Origin of the sequence: Streptomyces sp. NPDC001634 (assembly GCF_040298185.1) — a bacterium.
Lineage (GTDB): Bacteria > Actinomycetota > Actinomycetes > Streptomycetales > Streptomycetaceae > Streptomyces.
Genome location: NZ_JBEOZU010000053.1, coordinates 1 through 19,845, shown reverse-complemented (window position 1 = coordinate 19,845; position 19,845 = coordinate 1). Strand labels below are relative to the sequence as shown.

Annotated in this window: 17 protein-coding genes; 8 read left to right on the top strand and 9 right to left on the bottom strand. The window is 70.5% G+C overall.

All coding sequences use genetic code 11. From position 1 onward, the window contains the following. Positions 1-6: 6 nt before the first annotated feature. Both ABT186_RS29910 and ABT186_RS29905 read left to right on the top strand, forming a co-directional pair. On the top strand, positions 7-921 hold the full coding sequence (locus tag ABT186_RS29910; RefSeq protein WP_351927663.1) for a ScbA/BarX family gamma-butyrolactone biosynthesis protein: 915 nt from the start codon (positions 7-9) through the stop codon (positions 919-921). Positions 922-1,192: 271 nt separating this feature from the next. Further along, a complete protein-coding gene (locus tag ABT186_RS29905; protein ID WP_351927661.1) occupies positions 1,193-2,017 on the top strand; it encodes an HAD family hydrolase in 825 nt (274 codons plus the stop codon). A 9-nt stretch (positions 2,018-2,026) separates the two neighbouring features. Here ABT186_RS29905 and ABT186_RS29900 read toward each other — a convergent pair whose 3' ends face one another. The 5 genes from ABT186_RS29900 to ABT186_RS29880 all read right to left on the bottom strand — a co-directional run bounded on the left by ABT186_RS29900 (position 2,027) and on the right by ABT186_RS29880 (position 8,693). Next, on the bottom strand, positions 2,027-3,178 hold the full coding sequence (locus ABT186_RS29900; RefSeq protein WP_351226170.1) for an XdhC family protein: 1,152 nt from the start codon (positions 3,176-3,178) through the stop codon (positions 2,027-2,029). Positions 3,179-3,230: 52 nt separating this feature from the next. Next, positions 3,231-4,688 (bottom strand): NCS2 family permease, encoded by a 1,458-nt coding sequence (locus ABT186_RS29895; RefSeq protein WP_351226168.1) that lies wholly within the window; start codon positions 4,686-4,688, stop codon positions 3,231-3,233. Between the two features lie 158 nt (positions 4,689-4,846). Next, positions 4,847-7,225 (bottom strand): xanthine dehydrogenase family protein molybdopterin-binding subunit, encoded by a 2,379-nt coding sequence (locus ABT186_RS29890; RefSeq protein ID WP_351226166.1) that lies wholly within the window; start codon positions 7,223-7,225, stop codon positions 4,847-4,849. A gap of 2 nt (positions 7,226-7,227) precedes the next feature. Next, the gene (locus tag ABT186_RS29885; RefSeq protein ID WP_351226163.1) at positions 7,228-7,800 is read right to left on the bottom strand and encodes a (2Fe-2S)-binding protein; all 573 of its coding nucleotides are present in this window, start codon (positions 7,798-7,800) and stop codon (positions 7,228-7,230) included. Further along, positions 7,800-8,693 carry an FAD binding domain-containing protein gene (locus ABT186_RS29880; RefSeq protein ID WP_351927659.1) on the bottom strand — a complete coding sequence of 298 codons (894 nt, stop codon included), beginning with the start codon at positions 8,691-8,693 and terminating at the stop codon, positions 7,800-7,802. The genes ABT186_RS29885 and ABT186_RS29880 overlap by 1 nt, the downstream gene beginning before the upstream one ends. A 329-nt stretch (positions 8,694-9,022) precedes the next feature. Between ABT186_RS29880 and ABT186_RS29875 the strand changes: the two genes are divergently transcribed. The 4 genes from ABT186_RS29875 to ABT186_RS29860 all read left to right on the top strand — a co-directional run bounded on the left by ABT186_RS29875 (position 9,023) and on the right by ABT186_RS29860 (position 12,577). Continuing rightward, the gene (locus ABT186_RS29875) at positions 9,023-10,741 is read left to right on the top strand and encodes a PucR family transcriptional regulator (protein WP_351226159.1); all 1,719 of its coding nucleotides are present in this window, start codon (positions 9,023-9,025) and stop codon (positions 10,739-10,741) included. Positions 10,742-10,814: 73 nt separating this feature from the next. Beyond that, positions 10,815-10,949 (top strand): hypothetical protein, encoded by a 135-nt coding sequence (locus ABT186_RS29870; protein ID WP_351927657.1) that lies wholly within the window; start codon positions 10,815-10,817, stop codon positions 10,947-10,949. Between the two features lie 193 nt (positions 10,950-11,142). Beyond that, positions 11,143-11,931 carry a hypothetical protein gene (locus ABT186_RS29865; protein WP_351226157.1) on the top strand — a complete coding sequence of 263 codons (789 nt, stop codon included), beginning with the start codon at positions 11,143-11,145 and terminating at the stop codon, positions 11,929-11,931. 133 nt (positions 11,932-12,064) lie between these two features. Next, a complete protein-coding gene (locus ABT186_RS29860; protein ID WP_351927655.1) occupies positions 12,065-12,577 on the top strand; it encodes a DUF2231 domain-containing protein in 513 nt (170 codons plus the stop codon). Between the two features lie 15 nt (positions 12,578-12,592). Here ABT186_RS29860 and ABT186_RS29855 read toward each other — a convergent pair whose 3' ends face one another. After that, on the bottom strand, positions 12,593-13,483 hold the full coding sequence (locus ABT186_RS29855; protein ID WP_351927653.1) for a GntR family transcriptional regulator: 891 nt from the start codon (positions 13,481-13,483) through the stop codon (positions 12,593-12,595). A gap of 637 nt (positions 13,484-14,120) precedes the next feature. Between ABT186_RS29855 and ABT186_RS29850 the strand changes: the two genes are divergently transcribed. Beyond that, positions 14,121-15,164, top strand: a complete 1,044-nt coding sequence (locus ABT186_RS29850) for a DUF2637 domain-containing protein (protein WP_351226149.1) — start codon at positions 14,121-14,123, stop codon at positions 15,162-15,164. 56 nt (positions 15,165-15,220) lie between these two features. Here ABT186_RS29850 and ABT186_RS29845 read toward each other — a convergent pair whose 3' ends face one another. Next, positions 15,221-15,703: an ATP-binding protein gene (locus tag ABT186_RS29845; RefSeq protein ID WP_351221348.1), complete on the bottom strand. Its 483-nt coding sequence runs from the start codon at positions 15,701-15,703 to the stop codon at positions 15,221-15,223. Between the two features lie 498 nt (positions 15,704-16,201). On the opposite strand from ABT186_RS29845, the gene ABT186_RS29840 reads away from it, so the two are divergent. Next, complete coding sequence (locus ABT186_RS29840; RefSeq protein WP_351221349.1) at positions 16,202-16,828, top strand: hypothetical protein; 627 nt, start codon at positions 16,202-16,204, stop codon at positions 16,826-16,828. Between the two features lie 87 nt (positions 16,829-16,915). Here ABT186_RS29840 and ABT186_RS29835 read toward each other — a convergent pair whose 3' ends face one another. Both ABT186_RS29835 and ABT186_RS29830 read right to left on the bottom strand, forming a co-directional pair. Beyond that, a complete protein-coding gene (locus ABT186_RS29835; RefSeq protein ID WP_351221350.1) occupies positions 16,916-18,658 on the bottom strand; it encodes a pyruvate dehydrogenase in 1,743 nt (580 codons plus the stop codon). 104 nt (positions 18,659-18,762) lie between these two features. After that, the gene (locus ABT186_RS29830; protein WP_351927710.1) at positions 18,763-19,743 is read right to left on the bottom strand and encodes a protein phosphatase 2C domain-containing protein; all 981 of its coding nucleotides are present in this window, start codon (positions 19,741-19,743) and stop codon (positions 18,763-18,765) included. Positions 19,744-19,845 lie beyond the last annotated feature (102 nt).

Sequence of the window (19,845 nt, the reverse complement as noted above, 5' to 3'; positions counted from 1 at the left end):
TTTTCCATGGACTTCGGTCAGCGTACACAGGACTCGCGCGAATCCCTGAGTTCCCTGAGCTGGTCCAGGACCGTCGAACGCGAACTGGTGCACAGGATCTCGGTGGCCGAGGTCCTGCTGACGGACGTCCGCCAGTACGGGCCCCTCGCCTTCCGCGCCGCGGCCGCGTGGACCCGTTCACATCCCACATTCCCCCGAGGGCGTGACGACCGGCACAGCCCGTGGATGGTCGTCGAGACACTGCGTCAGCTCGGCATCTACATTCCGCTGCGTCACTTGGACGTGCCCCCCACGGTCCGGTGCCTGATCAGTGACGTGTCCTTCGACCTCGATGTGTCGGCGGAGCCCAGGGCACCGCACGGCGCAAGCGAGATCACCTGCCTGGCCACGGTCGGCGGCCTTCGCACCGACCGCACCGGGACCATGCTGACCGGGCTTCGGATGCGGGTCGACTTCCTGGCCGGCGGCCGCACCTTCGCCCACGCTGCGGGCGGGGCTCGGTTCCTCGACGCCGGACGGTACACGCAGCTCCGGGGCCGGGCCGCCACGGCCGTGGCCTCGGGTGGGCGCCCGCGGCCGGAACCGGCCCTGCTGGGTCTGGAGTCGGAGCCGGACGTCCTGGTCTCCCTGGAGGACGGGGATCTCCTGATGGATCCCGCCGATCCCCGCCATCCCTTCTTCTTCGACCACGGCACGGACCACGTCCCGGGGATGGCCTTGCTGGAGGCGGCTCGGCAGGCTGTCGCCCTGCGCAGCGGAGGACATCTCGTCCGACCGGTTTCAGGCCGGATGACGGCCTTGCGATTCACCGAACACACACCGCCCGCCGTCATTCACTGTTCCCTCCACGGCCGTACCGGCTTCTTCTCTTTCCGGCAGGGCGACGGGCAGACGGCCGAAGGGGTGCTGCGCTACAGCTGAGCCGTCACCCATATGTGCGTATTGCGGTGGCAAATCTCCACGAACTCCGGGACCAAGCGTAACGTTCATTATGTTTCTGGTTCCGAATGCACACGGAACCACCGCAGTCCATGGTGCGCGCCCACGGCATGCGCGAAACAGCCATATCCGCCTGCGATTTCACGCTTTCCCGGAGTGAAGTGAGGGAAGCGCCGCAGGCGCACCGGTATTCGTCGACCGGCGGAGCGTGCCGCCCTCCGGCAGTTCCGTCCTGGGCCAGAACGGCAAGCACATGACATCCCATCGCATTTTCGACTGGACACCACGAGCCGTCGTCTTCGACTGCGACGGCACTTTGGTGGACTCCGAACGGCACTGGCAGCAGGCGCGTGACATCGTCCTGCGGGACCACGCCATCGAACCCGGCCAGGAGTTCACGGAAAGCACCAAAGGCCTGCACTACACCGAGTGCGGCGCCCTCATGGCGCGCCTCGGCGGCAAGCCCGACAGAGCCGAGGAGATGACGCTGCAACTCCTGGCGACCTTCCGCGCTCTTGTCGCGCAGCACCCGGCGGCCACGCGCGGAGCTCAGACCCTGGTGACGGCCCTCGGCCGGGGCGCACCCCTGGCCGTGGCCAGCAACTGCCCTGCGGACGTGGTGGAGTTCTGCCTGGAGTCCGTGGGCTTACGGCACCACTTCCGGCACGTCGTCGTACCGGAGGCGGGAGTACGTCCCAAACCGCAGCCCGACACCTACGCGGAGGCCGTACGGCGTCTTGGTGTGGACTGCGGCAGCGCCCTGGCGGTGGAGGACTCGGTCAACGGGCTGAAGGCCGCCGTCGCCGCGGGTCTGCGGGTCATCGGGGTGGGACGCCGACCCGGCCGGGAGGCCCTGGCCCTCGCCGATCTGTGGGTGGACGCGCTGGACGACCCGAAGCTCACGGCCTGGGCGGAGAACCGGCCCTCGGCCCTCCGGGAGGAGACCGGAACCGCACGCACCGGCTCGGCACAGCCCATGGTGCCCAGGCAGGGCGGCCCCGTCCGGTCCGGAATCCGATCCGCTCCCGACGGCTCGAAGCTCGTCGGCGATGCGGCACGCGATCCGCTGTTCGGGTGATCCTCTCCGTCAGGCCGCCGAGCCGATCCTGCCCGTCCCGGTGGGCGTCTCGTCGTGGTGGATCGGGGTGTGGGCGCCGGTGAGGGAGACGCCGCTGCCGCCTCGGCGTGCCGCGACGATCTCCGAGGCGATGGACAGAGCGGTCTCCTCGGGCGTACGGGCGCCGAGGTCGAGGCCGATCGGGGACCTCAGGCGCGCCAGCTCCAGCTCGGTGACGCCGGCTTCACGCAGGCGCTCGTTACGGTCCAGGTGAGTGCGCCGGGAGCCCATCGCCCCGACGTAGGCGACCGGAAGCCTGAGCGCCAGCTGGAGCAGCGGTACGTCGAACTTGGCGTCGTGGGTCAGGACGCACAGGACCGTGCGGGCGTCGACCTCCGTGCGCTCCAGGTACTTGTGCGGCCACTCGACGACGATCTCGTCGGCCTCCGGGAAGCGGGCACGGGTGGCGAAGACCGGGCGGGCGTCGCAGACCGTCACATGGTGGCCGAGGAACTTGCCGATGCGGACCAGCGCGGAGGCGAAGTCGATCGCACCGAAAACGATCATCCGGGGCGGCGGCACGGACGACTCGACCAGCACCGTGAGCGGTGCTCCGCAGCGAGATCCCTGCTCTCCGATCTCCAGGGTTCCGGTGCGGCCGGCGTCCAGGAAGGCGCCCGCCTCGGCCGCCGCCGTGCGGTCCAGTTCGGGGTGGGCACCGAAGCCGCCGTCGTACGCGCCGTCAGGACGTACGAGCAGCGCCCGGCCGAGCAGTTCGGCCGGGCCCGTCACGATCCGCGCGAGGGCCGCGGCGGAGCCGGAGGCCGCGGCGGCCAGCGCGGACGCGAGCACCGGACGGGCGGGATCGGCCGCCCGCACCGGTGTGACGAGGATGTCGATGACGCCGCCACAGGTCAGGCCGACGGCGAAGGCGTCCTCGTCGCTGTACCCGAAGCGCTCCAGGACGGTTTCGCCGTCCTGCAGGGCCTGTTGGCACAGGTCGTACACGGCGCCCTCGACACAGCCGCCGGAGACCGAGCCGATCGCCGTGCCGTCGGCGTCCACCGCGAGGGCGGCGCCGGGCCGGCGCGGGGCGCTGCCGCCGACCGCCACCACCGTGGCGACGGCGAAGTCGCGTCCCTGCTCGACCCACCGGTGCAGCTCGTCGGCGATGTCCAGCATCTCTCGGTCTCCTTGAGGACGTGTGCGGGAGGGCTCCTGGGGCGTCCGGCGCCTAGTGGACGCCCAGCCAGCTCTCGATCGGGTTGAGGGCGAAGTAGATCAGAAAGACCGCCGTCAGGCCCCACATGAAGGCGCCGATCTCACGCGCCTTGCCCTGGGCTGCCTTGATGGCGACATACGAGACGACACCCGCGGCGACACCCGTGGTGATGGTGTACGTGAACGGCATCAGGACCACGGTCAGGAACACCGGGATCGCGGTGGCGCGGTCGGCCCAGTCCACATGGCGGGCGTTCATCAGCATCATCGCGCCGATGACGACCAGGGCGGCGGACGCCACCTCCTGGGGGACGATCGCCGTGAGCGGGGTGAAGAACAGGCAGGCCGCGAAGAACAGGCCGGTGACGACCGAGGCGAGGCCCGTGCGCGCTCCCTCGCCGACCCCCGTGGCCGATTCGATGAAGACCGTCTGGCCGGAGCCGCCGGCCACGCCGCCGATCGCGCCGCCCGCGCCGTCGATGAGCAGCGCCTTGGACAGGCCGGGCATCCGGCCCTTGTCGTCGGCGAGTCCCGCCTCGGTGCCGACGCCGATGATGGTGGCCATCGCGTCGAAGAAACCGGCGAGGACGAGCGTGAAGACGATCATGCCGACGGTCATCGCGCCGACCTTGCTCCAGCCGCCGAACTCGACGTGCCCGAAGAGCGAGAAGTCGGGCATCGAGACCGCGCTGCCGTGCAGTTCGGGGGCGCCGCCGGCCCAGGCGTCGGACTTGATGACCCCGGCGGCGTTGAGGATCGCGGCGACGATCGTGCCGCTGACGATGCCGATGAGGATGGCGCCGGGCACGTTCCGGGCCTGGAGCATGAAGATCAGGAGCAGGGTCCCGGCGAAGAGGAGAACGGGCCAGCCGGCGAGTTCGCCCGCGGGGCCGAGGGTGACCGGGGTGGCCTTCCCCTGGTGCACGAAGCCGGACTTGTAGAAGCCGATGAGGGCGATGAACAGGCCTATGCCCATCGTGATGCCGTGCTTGAGCGCGAGCGGAATCGCGTTCATGATCATCTCGCGTAGGCCGGTGAGGACCAGCAGCATGATGACCACGCCGTACATCACACACATGCCCATGGCCTGCGGCCAGGTCATCTGCGGGGCCACCTGCGAGGAGATGACGCCGGAGACGGAGAGACCTGCGGCGAGGGCGAGCGGCACCTTGCCGACGAAACCCATCAGCAGCGTGGTGCAGGCCGCGGCGAACGCGGTCGCGGTGATCAGGGCCTTCTGGCCGAGGGTGTCCCCCGCCGCGTCCTTGCCGGACAGGATCAGGGGGTTGAGCAGGAGGATGTACGCCATCGCCATGAAGGTGGTGACGCCGCCGCGCACCTCACGCGCGAACGTTGATCCTCGCTGGGATATGTGGAAGTACCGGTCGAGCCAGGACCTGCCGGCCGGGACGCGGGTTCCCGCACCCGCGTCTTCTGCGGCGGTCCTGGGCTCCACTGACTGCTGGGTCATGGTGCCATCTCCCAAGGTTCATAGGGGCACCCGTGCGTTGCCTTCGGCGACGTACGGGATTTGGGATCTGCACGACCCGGGGGACGGCCCGAGACGAACATCGGGGGTCTGGGGGACGGAGTCCCCCAGAAAAACTCACCTGCTCGACCCCGGAGGGGTCAGGTTCCCGTCAGGTGTTCCGGACGGACCGGCGTCCTGTTCAGCTCCAGGCCCGTCGCGTTGCGGATCGCCGCGAGGACCGCCGGAGTTGACGACAGGGTCGGGGCCTCGCCGATGCCCCGCAGCCCGTACGGGGCGTGCTCGTCGGCGAGTTCGAGCACGTCGACCGGGATGGTCGGCGTGTCGAGAATGGTGGGGATCAGGTAGTCCGTGAAGGAGGGGTTCTTCACCTTCGCCGTCTTCGGGTCGACGACGATCTCCTCCATGACCGCGATGCCCAGGCCCTGGGTCGTGCCGCCCTGGATCTGGCCGACGACGGACAGCGGGTTGAGGGCCTTGCCGACGTCCTGGGCGCAGGCCAGTTCGATGACCTTGACCAGGCCCAGCTCGGTGTCGACCTCGACGACGGCGCGGTGCGCGGCAAAGGAGTACTGGACGTGGCCGTTGCCCTGGCCGGTGCGCAGGTCGAAGGGTTCGGTCGGCCGGTGACGCCACTCCTCCTCGACCTCGATCGCCTCGTCGCCGAGGACGTCCACCAGGTCGGCGAGCACCTCGCCGCCGTCGGTGACGACCTTGCCGCCCTCCAGCAGCAGCTCGGCCGTGGCCCAAGCGGGGTGGTACGAGCCGAACTTGCGGCGTCCGATCTCCAGGACCTTCTCGCGCACCAGCTCGCACGCGTTCTTGACGGCACCACCGGTGACGTAGGTCTGGCGGGACGCGGACGTCGACCCCGCCGACCCCACCTGGGTGTCCGCCGGGTGGATCGTCACCCGGGCGACGCCCAGCTCCGTGCGGGCGATCTGTGCATGGACGGTGACACCGCCCTGGCCCACCTCCGCCATCGCCGTGTGCACGGTGGCCACGGGCTCGCCCGCGATGACCTCCATGCGGACCTTGGCGGTGGAGTAGTCGTCGAAACCCTCGGAGAAGCCGACGTTCTTGATGCCGACCGCGTAGCCCACACCGCGTACGACGCCTTCGCCGTGCGTGGTGTTGGACAGACCGCCGGGCAGTTGCCGTACATCCGCGCCTTCGGAGCTCTCCCACTGGCGCTCCGGCGGCATCGGCATCGCCTTGACCCGGCGCAGGAGTTCGGCCACCGGAGCCGGGGAGTCGACCGGCTGCCCGGTCGGCATGATCGTGCCCTGCTCCATCGCGTTCAGCTGCCGGAACTCCACCGGGTCCATGCCGAGCTTCTTCGCCACCTTGTCCATCTGGGCCTCGTACGCGAAGCACGCCTGGACCGCGCCGAAGCCGCGCATGGCGCCGCAGGGCGGGTTGTTGGTGTAGAGGGCGATGGCCTCGATGTCGACGTCGTCCACGATGTACGGGCCGACGCCGAGCGAGGAGGCGTTGCCGACGACGGCGGGAGAGGCGGAGGCGTAGGCGCCACCGTCGAGCACGATGCGGCACTTGACGTGCGTCAGCTTGCCGTCCTTGGTCGCCCCGTGCTCGTAGTACAGCTTCGCCGGGTGGCGGTGGACGTGCCCGAAGAAGGACTCGAAACGGTTGTAGACGATCTTGACGGGCTTGCCGGTGCGCAACGCCAGCAGACAGGCGTGGATCTGCATCGACAGGTCCTCGCGACCGCCGAACGCGCCGCCGACACCGGACAGTGTCATGCGTACCTTCTCCGGCGGCAGGCCGAGTACGGGCGCGATCTGGCGCAGGTCGGAGTGGAGCCACTGGGTGGCGATGTACAGGTCGACACCGCCGTCCTCCGCCGGGACCGCGAGTCCGGACTCGGGGCCGAGGAAGGCCTGGTCCTGCATGCCGAAGGTGTACTCGCCCGTGACGATCACGTCGGCCCTTTTCGCGGCCTCCGTCACGTCGCCGCGGACGATCGGCTGACGGTGGACGATGTTCGGGTGGGAGACGTGGCCGATGTGGTGGTCGGTTCGGTTCTCGTGGACCAGGACCGCGTCCGGAGCGGTCGCGGAGGCCTCGTCCGTGATGACCGGCAGCTCGCGGTACTCCACCTTGATCTTGGCCGCTGCACGGCGGGCGGTCTCCGGGTGGTCTGCGGCGACGATCGCGACCGGCTCGCCGTGGTGGCGGACCTTGCCGTGGGCGAGGACCGGCGTGTCCTGGATCTCCAGGCCGTAGTTCTTCACGTCGGTCGGCAGGTCGTCGTATGTCATGACCGCGTACACGCCGGGCGTGGCCAGGGCCTCGCTCGTGTCGATGGAGACGATCTCGGCGTGTGCGACCGTGGAGCGCAGGATCTGGCCCCAGAGCATGTCCTCGTGCCACATGTCGGACGAGTACGCGAACTCGCCGGTGACCTTGAGGGTGCCGTCCGGGCGGAGCGTGGACTCGCCGATGCCTCCCTTTGTCTGCGAGCCCTGCGTGATCTTGGTGGGAGCGCCGTTGGGCATGCTCAGACCCCCTCGGACTGCCGGGCGGCCGCCAGGCGGACCGCGTCCATGATCTTCTCGTAGCCGGTGCAGCGGCACAGGTTGCCCGACAGCGCCTCACGGATGTCCGCGTCGGTCGGGTTCGGGTTCCGCTCCAGCATCTCGTCGGCGGCGACGAGCAGACCCGGGGTGCAGAAGCCGCACTGGACGGCGCCGGCGTCGATGAACGCCTTCTGGACGGGCGACAGTTCGCCCCCTTCGCCGGTCTGGGAGTCGGTGCCCTTCGCCTGCCAGTGCTTGGCCTCGTCCAGCGACGTGCCGCACGCACCGCTCCCACAGGAACGCTGCTTCGCGTAGTCCGCGAGCCCCTCGACCGTGACGACCTCGCGGCCCTCGACCTGACCGGCGGCGACCAGGCAGGAACACACCGGCACGCCGTCCAGGCGGACCGTGCACGAACCGCACTCGCCCTGCTCACAGGCATTCTTCGACCCCGGAAGACCGAGCCGCTCCCTCAGCACGTACAGCAGGGACTCGCCCTCCCACACGTCGTCGGCTTCCTGCGGCCGTCCGTTGACGGTGAAGTTGACGCGCATTACGCAGCTCCCTCCGAGGTGCGGCGGGCGGTGCCGCGGTACGACTCCCAGGTCCAGGTCAGCGTGCGGCGGGCCATCACGCCGACGGCGTGCCGGCGGTAGCTCGCGGTGCCCCGGACGTCGTCGATCGGGTTGCAGGCGGCGGAGCACAGGTCCGCGAACTGCTTGGCGACCGACGGCGTGATGATCTTGCCGTTGTCCCAGAAGCCGCCCTCTTCGAGCGCCGCGTTCAGGAACTCCTCGGCGGCCTTGGCCCGGACGGGGGTGGGCGCGGCGGAGCCGATGCCCGTGCGGACCGTGCGGGTCTCGGGGTGCAGGGCGAGACCGAAGGCGCACACCGCGATGACCATCGCGTTGCGGGTACCGACCTTCGAGTACTGCTGAGGGCCGTCGGCCTTCTTGATGTGGACGGCCCTGATCAGCTCGTCCGGGGCGAGCGCGTTGCGCTTCACGCCGGTGTAGAAGTCGTCGATCGGGATGCGGCGGGAGCCGCGCACGGATTCGACCTCGACCTCGGCGCCGGCCGCAAGGAGGGCCGGGTGGGCGTCACCGGCCGGGGAGGCGGTGCCGAGGTTGCCGCCGACGCCGCCACGGTTACGGATCTGCGGGGAGGCGACCGTGTGGGAGGCGAGGGCCAGGCCCGGCAGTTCGGTCCGCAGGTTCTCCATGATCTTCGTGTACGGGACGGAGGCCCCGAGCCGAACGCTGTTCTCTCCGACCTCCCACTCGTAGAGGTCGCCGATGCGGTTCAGGTCCATCAGGTATTCGGGCCGCCGGTGGTCGAAGTTGATCTCGACCATCACGTCGGTGCCACCCGCAATCGGCACGGCGGTGGGGTGCTCTGCCTTGGCGGCGAGCGCCTCCTCCCAGCTCGCGGGGCGAAGGAAGTCCATGACCGGCTCTCTTCTTCGTCTCGTTGGTCGTACGGATCGAGCCAGTTCCGGTGCGGGGGGCCCGGCTCATTCATGTCCTGTTCACGCGGAGTGGAGTCAGTACACCGCCCCGTCCTCCACCAGGGTCAGTCACCGAAACCATGAAGGAGTTGGCTGGCCAGGGCGCCCATCTTGTAGATTCGTATGAACGGAGGCCATCAGTAACCTCTCCGCTTTCCTCTGGAAACACCGCGCACAACCAGGGAAAACGCGAGCACTGCTTCCGAAAGCCCAGGCCAAACGCCCTGGCCGACCGAACGTAGATTTCTGGACAAGGACGGCGACGCGACATGCGGCTGCGCGCACTGCTGAACACCGACGCGCTGGGGCTGCGGCTGCTCGGCGGCGGGGACGAGCTGGACCGCACCGTGCGCGGTGTGATGACCACGGATCTCAAGGACCCCAGCCGATACCTCTCCGGCGGTGAACTGGTCCTCACGGGCCTGGCGTGGCGGCACACCGCCGCGGACTCCGAGCCCTTCGTCCGCATTCTCGCAGGTGCGGGCGTCGCCGCGCTCGCCGCGGGCGAGGCGGAGCTGGGCGACATTCCGGACGATCTGGTCGTGGCCTGCGCCCGGCACCGGCTGCCGCTGTTCGCCGTGCACGAGTCGGTGGCGTTCGCCACGATCACCGAGCACGTCGTACGGCAGGTCTCCGGCGAGCGGGCCGGCGATCTGGCGGCCGTGGTGGACCGGCACCGGCGGATGATGACCTCGGGCCCGGCGGGCGGCGGCCCGGACGTGGTCCTGGACCTGCTCGGCTCCGACCTGGACCTGCGTGCCTGGGTGCTCTCCCCCACCGGCCGGCCGATCGCCGGGCCGACGCCGGGGCTGACGGCGGACGTGTGCACCCAACTGGCCGCCGAGCATCTTGCGGCAGCGCGCACCGGCCGTCGCGGACCGCACCGGGTGACGGTCGGTACGACGACGTACTCGCTCTTCCCGATCCGCAGCAGCAGCCGCGGCGGAGGCGCCTCGCGGGACGTGCGCGAGACGGTGCTGTCCGACTGGCTGCTGGCCGTCGAGGCGGACGCGGGGGACTGGGCCGAGGAGCGGCTCGACCTGCTTCAGGGCGTCACCCAGCTGATAGCGGTCGAACGGGACCGGCGGGACGCGGCGCGCACCGTGCGGCGGCGGCTCGCGCAGGAGGTCCTGGAGCTGGTGCAGACGGGGGCCGCGCCCGCCGAGATCGCGGCCCGGCTGCGGGTCGCCGCACCCGTGCTGCTGCCCGGCCTCGGGGCGGCCCCGCACTGGCAGGTGGTCGTGGCCCGGGTCGAGTGGGACGAAGTACGGGGCGGGCCCGCAGGGCCCTCGGCCGAGGGCGGTGCCGGGCGGCGCGCGGGACAGATCGAGGGCGGCCCGGTGGCCCAGTCGCTGCTGGAGGAGATCCTGGTCGACCCGATGTCGACCGGTCCGGAGCACTCCGACCGCATAGCCGTGGCCCACATGGGTGACGAAGCGATCGCGCTGGTCCCGCTTCCCGCCGTGTCCACGGAGCACGACGGCTCCGAGTCGGGCATCCTCGCCGACGCCCTCCTGGAGGCGGTACGGGACCCGTTGTCCGCAGGGCTCGACGGTGACGGGCGGCTCACGCTGGGCGTCAGCGCGGCGGTGCACTCGGCCGAGGGGCTGCGCGGCGCCCTGGAGGAGGCGCGGCACGCCCGCCGGGTCGCCGCCGCCCGCCCCGGGCGGGTCTGCGCGGCCGGCCACCAGGAGCTGGCCTCGCATGTGCTGCTGCTGCCGTTCGTCCCGGACGACGTGCGCCGCGCCTTCACGGCCCGCCTCCTGGATCCCCTCCGGGACTACGACCGCCGGCACCGCGCCGAGCTGATCCCGACGCTGGAGGCGTTCCTCGACTGCGACGGCTCCTGGACCCGCTGTGCCACCCGGCTGCACCTGCACGTCAACACGCTGCGGTACCGAGTGGGGCGTATTGAGCAGTTGACGGGCCGGGACCTTTCGCGGCTGGAGGACAAGCTCGACTTCTTCCTTGCCCTGCGCATGAGCTGAGATCATGGGGCGGGTGGAACCACGTGCCGTTCCCGCCCCATGTGGTGTCCTACGACTTTGCCACCTTCTCGCCGTGAACGGCGAGCTTGTGACCGGCAGTTCGCACCTCGTCGAGCTCCTCGGCGCCGCCGGCTGCGGCATGGAGGTCGCATCCGCCCCGGCGGGCGCGGGACCGGTGGCCTGGCCCACACCGGGGAGACCCCGATGACGCCGGCCCGATCGACGCCAGCCACAACCGTGTCCCCGGTAAACCGGTTCGTGCCTTCAAAGGGCTCACAGACTGACTGCACGAGTTTAGCGCAAGTGAAATCTTTCACACACACCCTCTTGGCCGGGCCCGGCGATTGGTGCTGGAATGCCGCCACCACTCAAAGCTCAATGGCGTGCTCGGGGAGGGCAACGTGGCGCATACCGCCATGTCTGGTACCGGAACGACCGCAGGTGACGATCCACTCCAGACCGCGGTATGGCGGCTGCGCTCACGCGCCTGCTGGGCCGACGCGGCGGCGCTCCTCCAGCCGGGGACGGCCGAGGCCTCGCTCCAGCGGGCGGCGCTGCTCGTCGAGCGGTGCCTGTACACGGAGCAGGGCTGGGAGGAGGCCGAGGACGCGCTGCGCACGGCCGAGGCACAGGCCCACAGCGACGAGGAGCGGGGGGCCGCGGCCTGCGAGCGCGGCCAGCTGGCGTACGCGGCCACGCTGCACGGCGTACGGGACCGGGCGGACGAGGCCCGCGCCGCGCTCGGCCGGGCCGCCGCACTGATCCCGCCCGGCGCCCCGGGCCGGGCGATGCTGGACTTCCGGCGCGGGCTGCTCGCCGAGAACCTCGCCCGTTCCCCGCAGGCCGCCCGTGCCGCCTATCACCGGGCCCACGCGGGCGCCTCGGCGCACGGCGACGAGCTGCTGCTCTCCTTCACCTGGCGGCACCTCGCCGGACTCGCCCTGCGCGACGGCGAGATGAAGGAGGCACGGCACGGCTTCGCCGAGTCGCTGCGGATCCGTGAGGAGCTGGGCTACCTCGTCGGTACGGCACCGGCGCTGGCGTCGCTCGCGGACACGGAGACCGAGCCGGAGGCGTCCCGGCTACGGGCCGAGGCGGGTCGGCTGTTCCGGCTCCTGGGCGGCGTACCGACGTGGCTGGCACGGCAGCTGGCTTCGGTGAAACCGGCGCCGGGACCGGACGCTTCGTAACATATTGACCGGTTCATCCAGGTTCACCCTCAGAAGAAGCTGAGAAATTGCTGTGCCAGGCTGGCGCGCCGATCGGCGGCTCGGACCGGGTCCGCGCCGCCCGCCGACTGGTCGCCTCCTGGAGGAGTACCCGATGAGCCTCGTCAACGGCTTGCCCGCGCACGTGCTGTTCGTCCACTTCGTCATCGTCCTGGTCCCCCTGAGCGCGCTGGCGCTCGTCATCAGTGCCGTCTGGTCCAGGGCCGCGCGGCGGCTGGGGCTGATCCTGCCCGTGCTCGCGTTCGTCACCCTGGTCACCGTGCCCCTGACGACCCAGGCGGGCGAGTGGCTGGAGCGGCACGTCGACAGCGACACGCTGGTGCGCCGGCACGCCGAGCTCGGCGACGGGCTGCTGCCGTGGGCCGCGGGCCTGTTCGTGCTGGCGACCCTCGTCTGGTGGACGACCCGCCGGACGTCCGCCCCCGGCGACCGCTCCTCGGCTGCGACCGGGACCCGCGGCGGCGCGATCGTCCGGGTCGCTGCGGCCCTGCTGTCCGTCGCGGTGGCCACCGGCGCGGTCGTCGACGTCTACCGCATCGGCGACTCCGGCGCAAAGGCCGCCTGGCACGACTCCTTGACCCGGACCGCCACCGGTCACGGCGGCTGACCACCACCCGTCCGCTCAGGACGCCCCGGCGAAGTGCTCCCGTACCAGCGCCTGAACCACCGCGAGGTCCTGTGCGACCAGCGCGTCCAGCAGGGCCGCGTGCTCGGCCGCGTCGGCGGTCAGCTCGGCGCGGCCGCGCGAGGCGGGGCCGCCCACGAGCGGGCACTGGGCGCGTCGGTGCAGGTCCTCCGCGATCCGCACCAGTTGCTCGTTGCCCGCGAGGGCGAGCACCGCGCGGTGGAAGGCGCGGTCGGACTCGGCGTACGTGGCCCGGCACCCGGAGGACGCGGCACGCACGGTCGCCTCGGCGAGCGGGCGCAGCTCCGCCCAGCGTTCGGCGGGCACCGTACGGGCGAGCCGCAGCATCACCGGGACCTCGATCAGCGCCCGGATCTCGGCCAGTTCGGCCAGTTCGCGGGCGCCGCGCACGACGACACGGAAGCCCCGGTTGGGCACGACCTCGACGGCTCCCTCCAGCGCCAGCTGCTGCATCGCCTCGCGCACGGGGGTCGCGGACACCCCGAACCGCTCACCGAGCGCGGGCGCGGAGTAGACCTCGCCGGGCGTCAGCTCTCCCGCGACCAGCGCGGTGCGCAGGGCGTCGAGGATCTGGCCGCGGACCGAGGACCGCTGGACGACGGGACGCCCGCCTTCGGCCGGGAACCGCTCCGCGCCGGGCGAAGCCTCCTGGCCCGCTCCGGAGTGCCGCCTCTCCTCCACCCGCGGGAGCGGGATCGGCGGCTCGCTGTGGGTGTGCTCACCGCGCGTAGAGCCGGTGGCGACACCCCGCTCGCGCACCTCGTCCCCCGGCCTCAGCTGCGGCGGCACCCGGGCGGACTCCGTCCGGATGTCCGGAACCGCCGGCTCGGCGGAGCCCTCCGCGCTGCGGGAACGGGCCTGCTCCACGGGGTCCTCCTCCGGTCCTGGCGGTGCTGGTGGTACTGCGGGTCACATTCATGTGGATTGTTACCGCTCGTGAAGAACCTTAGGCGCCTTACTCGCCAGTTCAAACATCGATCCCTTTGAATAAGGTAAGCCTTACCTAAGGGTGGGCGCGAAGAAGCGGCCCCTACACACCCACTCCCGCCCCGTCCCGGCCGCCAGTCCCGCGGAGGGCGGGGCCACGCTCGACGCACCCCTGGCGCGGGACGAGGCTGCCCGCTGATCACCGTCCCATGGCTCCTGCGACGCCGACCGGGTCGGCAAGACGGCGATGACGCCGACCGGTTGACGTCATCTCAGGGGCCCCGCGACCAACCGTGCGCCATGTGCCGTAAGATCCGCTCCGGATGGGACTCCCACACGGATTACAGGCGTTTCACAACTTCCTCACTCGTCGCAGGAACTTTCCGTGGAACCACCCGTACGGGTAGTCTTATTCGAACTCAACTCCCGCCCCTCAAGCGGCAGTTCGAGCAGAACGCCGCCCTGGGCATCCCCTTGCACTTCCTTGGCGGCCTCTTGCCCCGAAACCCCCTGAGGGCCGGTGGGATTGGGCCACTATGGCGGGCGTTACGCCCTATCCCAATGCAAGGGACCCCAGATGAGACTGACCGACATATCGCTGAACTGGCTGCTTCCGGGCGCCGTGTTGCTCCTGGGCGCGGTGGCAGCGGTGGCGGTGCTCGCGCGCGGCAAGCGCTCCTCCGGGGAGAACGCGAGCGCGGACGACTCGTGGGAGCGCGCCGAGGAGCGCCGCAGGCGCAAGGAGGCCATGTACGCCACTGCCTCCTATGTGCTGCTCTTCTGCTGTGCCGCCGTCGCCGCGGCGCTCTCCTTCCACGGCCTGGTCGGCTTCGGCCAGCAGAACCTCGGCCTCACCGGCGGCTGGGAGTACCTGGTCCCGTTCGGCCTGGACGGTGCGGCCATGTTCTGCTCCGTGCTCGCGGTGCGCGAGGCCAGCCACGGTGACGCGGCGCTCGGCTCCCGGATCCTGGTATGGACGTTCGCGGCTGCCTCCGCCTGGTTCAACTGGGTGCACGCGCCCCGGGGCATCGACCACGCGGGCGCCCCGCAGTTCTTCGCGGGCATGTCGCTCTCGGCCGCGGTGCTCTTCGACCGTGCACTGAAGCAGACCCGCCGCGCCGCACTGCGCGAACAGGGCCTGGTGCCGCGTCCGCTGCCGCAGATCCGCATCGTCCGCTGGCTGCGGGCGCCCCGTGAGACGTACAAGGCCTGGTCGCTGATGCTGCTCGAGGGCGTGCGCAGCCTGGACGAGGCCGTCGAGGAGGTCCGCGAGGACCAGCGCCAGAAGGAGCTGAACAAGGCGCGGCAGCGCGAGCAGCAGCGGGTCGAGCGTGCGCAGCTCAAGGCGCTCAGCCGCGGCCACCACGCGCTGACCGGCGGCAACGGCGGACGCAAGGTCGATATGCCGACCGTGGAGCGGGCGACACCGCCGGTCTCTTCGGAGCCCGCCATACCCGCGGGAGAACTGCCCGCGCGTACCCGTCCCTCGCTGCAGCCCGTCCGGAGCTCCTCCGCTGACCCGATCACGGTCGACCTCACCGCCGAGGACGACACCATGGCTCTGCCCCGCCTCGACTCCCTGGAGCGCAAGCTCAAGGACCTCGAGCAGCAGTTCGGCTGAGACCTGACGCAGTCACTGGAAGGGGGCGCGGCGGGTGCCGCGCCCCCTTCAGTGCGTCATGCGGCTCCCGCGTCCAGTTCGAACCAGACCGCCTTTCCCACGCCATGGGACCGTACGCCCCACTCGTCCGCGAGGGACTGCACCAGCATCAGGCCTCTGCCGTGCGTACCGTAGTCGGCGTTCGGTACCCGCAGCCTCGGCCTGCGTCCCTCGAAGTCCCGCACTTCCACGTGGAGTCCATCCGGTGAGACGGTGGCCGTCAGGACCGCGTCGTGATCGGTGTGGATGAGCGCGTTGGTGACGAGTTCGCTGGTGAGCAGTTCGGCTATCTCGGATCGTCCCGGCTTTCCCCAGTGAGTGAGCAGCTCGCGCAGGGCCCTGCGCGCCTCGGGCACCGCCCGTAAATCGGCCCGTCCCAGCCTGCGCCTGAGTTGTATGCCGTCTGATCGGTCCGTCGCGCCGTCGGTCGTTTCCTCCGTCTTATTCGCCGAGGAGGCCCCGATGACCCCGGGACCGCCCCCTCGTGCTCGCCTCTTCATGTCCCCCGCCCGCACGTGGATGTCGGTTCCCCTCCTGGTCGAACATGTTCACGGGGATCCATGCCCCGTCGGCGGGACGACAGTCATGTCGAATCGTCAACGACCGAATGCGGCGCGTCGGAAACGCTCGATCGGGCGGGAGTTCGACCGCCGCCAAGGGGCTTATCGACCGACTGGGGACTGCCGATACGGCCGTACGAGGGCTGCGGTCGCTCCAGTAGAACTCCGGGTTCGACGTGCGCCACCCACTTGCCGACGGCCGGCGCAGTCAAGTCACTGCCGAGGGGCGGCAGTTGGATTCACGGAACCCTACGACGCCTGCGTCGACGAAGGCCCCGCGGCACCCTCCCCCGAGTGACGGGGCGTCAGTGACGACATTACTCCAATCGAAGTGTTCGTCATATTTTCAGCATGTCCGACATGACACGCATTGCCCGGGTATGTACGTTCAATCACGCATCGGCTCACAGCCGACGTCTCTCAGACAGGAGAACTCACATGGCAACGCGTTCCAAAGTAGTCACAGCCGCATCCGCGGCCGCCGCGGCCCTGGCAGCCACCGGCATCACCTACGCCTCGGCCGCCTCCGAGCCGGTCCAGACGGCTCCGGTCGCCCAGCAAGCGGCCGCTCCCACCACCGTCCAGGGCGGCAGCGGCGAGAACAACGTCGGCAAGGGCTTCGAGGGCGGCCGCCGGGGTGGTGGTGGGTTCCGTCGCCCGTTCATCGGTGTGGTCCACATCAACGAGCGCACCTACACGGCGGTCCCGGACGGCTGCATCACCGTGGTCAGCGGGCTCGGCGCCAACAGCCTGAACGTTCGCAACGACAGCAAGCGGACCGTCGAGGTGTTCAACGGCGCCACCTGCGACAACGGTGCTCCCATCGCCACCGTCGGCCCCTTCAGCTCCAGCAACGGGCTGTTCCCCCGTCGTGTCCGGGGCGGTGTGAAGGTCAAGCACGGCGTGGTGGCCAGCTTCCGAATTGTCCATCGCGAGGACTTCGGATTCGGCGGCTTCGGCGGCTTCGGCGGCTTCGGCGGCTTCGGCGGCGGATTCGGTGGCGGATTCGGTGGCGGATTCGACGGCGGCTTCGACGGCGGATTCGACGGAGGCGGCGGCCGGTGACCCGGTCACCCGCGTGATGCAGAAAGGAACGAGAACCCCGGCCCGCCGGAATCGGGCCGGGGTTCCGGTCTGTGCACCTCGGACCTGCTAGGGCCGGGGCACGTTGCGCAGGTTGGAGCGGGCCATCTGCAGCATGCGGCCGACGCCTCCGTCCAGCACGATCTTCGAGGCGGAGAGCGCAAAGCCCGTCACCATCTCCGCGCTGATCTTCGGCGGGATGGACAGGGCGTTCGGGTCGGTGACGATATCGACCAGTGCCGGACCCTTGTGCCGGAAGGCGTCCTTCAGGGCGCCCGCGAGTTGCCTGGGCTTCTCCACCCGGATGCCGTAAGCCCCGCACGCGCGGGCCACGGCCGCGAAATCGGGGTTCTTGGTGGCCGTGCCGTACGAGGGCAGTCCGGCGACCATCATCTCCAGCTCCACCATGCCGAGCGAGGAGTTGTTGAACAGGACCACCTTCACCGGCAGGTCGTACTGCACCAGGGTCAGGAAGTCACCCATCAGCATCGAGAACCCGCCGTCACCGGACATCGACACGACCTGCCGGTTCCGGTCGGTGAACTGCGCGCCGATCGCCATCGGCAACGCGTTCGCCATCGAACCGTGGGAGAACGAACCGATGATGCGCCGGCGGCCATTGGGCGAGATGTAGCGGGCCGCCCATACGTTGCACATCCCTGTGTCGACCGTGAAGACCGCCTCTTCGTCGGCGATCTCGTCGAGGACGGCCGCCACGTACTCGGGGTGGATCGGGATGTGCTTGTCGACCTTGCGCGTGTAAGCCTTCACCACGCCTTCGAGGGCGTCCGCGTGTTTCTTCAGCATCTTGTCGAGGAAGCGGCGGTTGACCTTGGGCTTCACACGCGGGATGACACAGCGCAGGGTCTCCTTGACATCGCCCCACACCGCGAGGTCCAGCCGGGAGCGCCGGCCCAGGTTCTCCGGTCGTATGTCGATCTGGGCGATCGTCACATCGTCCGGGAGGAAGGCGTTGTACGGGAAGTCGGTGCCCAGCAGGATCAACAGGTCGCACTCGTGCGTGGCCTCGTAGGCGGCACCGTAGCCGAGCAAACCGCTCATTCCGACGTCGTACGGGTTGTCGTACTGGATCCACTCCTTGCCGCGCAGGGCGTGGCCCACCGGGGACTTGATCTTCTCGGCGAACTCCATGACCTCGGCGTGCGCGCCCGCGGTGCCGCTGCCGCAGAAGAGGGTGACCCTCTGTGCCTCGTCGATCATCCGCACGAGCCGGTCGATCTCGGCGTCACCCGGGCGGACGGTGGGCCGGGAGGTGACGAGAGCGGTCTGGGCGACCTGGTCGGGGGCCGGCTGGTCCGCTATGTCGCCCGGGAGCGAGACGACGCTCACGCCGCTGCGGCCTATCGCGTGCTGGATCGCCGTCTGCAGCAGCCGGGGCATCTGCCTCGGGTTGGATATCAGCTCGCTGTAGTGGCTGCACTCGCGGAACAGCTGGTCGGGGTGGGTCTCCTGGAAGTAGCCGAGACCTATCTCGCTGGACGGTATGTGCGAGGCGAGGGCGAGCACGGGGGCCATGGAGCGGTGTGCGTCGTACAGGCCGTTGATGAGGTGGAGGTTGCCGGGGCCACAGGAGCCGGCGCACGCGGTCAGCTTCCCGGTGATCTGTGCCTCGGCGCCCGCCGCGAAGGCCGCGGTCTCCTCATGCCGGACATGGACCCAGTCGACGGCTGAGTTGCGACGGACGGCGTCCACGATCGGGTTGAGGCTGTCGCCGACCACCCCGTACAGACGTCTGACTCCGGCGCGGGCGAGGATGTCCACGAACTGGTCGGCAACGTTCTGCTTGGCCATGGATGCATGCACCCCTATCGGTCCCAGGGTCCCCCGTCGTCGAACTCCCGGCATCCGCCCGGAGGCGACGGGGCCCTGGAACCATCAACCCACAGTGGCCCCGATCACGCCTCCCAGACGGCTGCCGCCGTACGGTCGTCGGCGTAACCCTTCACCCTCACCAACGTGTCCGCGAAGAAGGCCGCGAGACCCGGCGGTTCGCCCGTCGACCAGCGGGTCGTCAGGTGCTCGGCGAGCTGCGGCTGGCCGCGCAGAGGGTCCGCGAGGCCGCTGGTGCACAGCAGCAGCGTGTCACCCGGACGGGCGATGGACGCGCGGAAGCGGAAGGGGTCTCGGGGTGGCTCGGGGGAAGGTTCGTACGGGCTCGGGGGCGTCGTGATCCCCAGGTCCATGGTGAGCCGGTCGCCCTCGGGGGTCTCGGACGGCAGCGATCCGAAGCCGACCACGGCCTCGCCCGTCGCCTCGGCGACGGGCGGCTCGATGTCCTGCCAATCGCCGTCCCGCAGCCGGAACAGACCTCCCTCGCCGACTCCGAAGAAGACACGGGTGCGGCAGGCGGGGTCGGCCGGCAGCAACAGACAGCGGAGCGTGGCGGTGTACTCCTCGGGCGCGACCCCCTGCTCAGCGGCGCTGGCCCGGAGCTTGCCGAGACTGCGGTCGGTGAGCCGGTGCAGACCCGACTTGAGGTCGCCGCGCCGGGCGGCCCGGATGTCCTCGCCGAGGCGGAGGTAACTGCGCCCGACGGCCCGCCCGATCCAGTGACACACCTCGGCGGCGGCCCGGTGCGCCCCGGGCGTGGCCCGCGCGCCGGTCGCCATGGCGACGAGGACGAGCGCCTGGTCGCCGGTGCCGAAGCGGGCGGTGAGCAGGGAGTCCCGGCGCGGCTCGCCCCGGAAGCGGGCCGAGTCGCCGCGCACGGAGACCGCCCGCAGCGTGCAGGCCCCGTACCGCGCCCCGTCCAGCACGGTGTCGGCCACCAGGTCCGCGAGATCGTCCGGATCGGCGAGCGGAATCGCGGTGGGCTCGGCGTCGTAGGTGGGCGGCCCGGAGCCGACGTGGTCGACCGGAGGCGGGGTGTCGGGGATGGTGAGCGGGGGCGGCGCGGACTCGGCGGGCGGGGAGGCGGTGGCCGGGGCCGCGGCCGGGGCCGGGGTCCGGGCCTGGGAAGAGGGGCCGGGCGAGGCCGG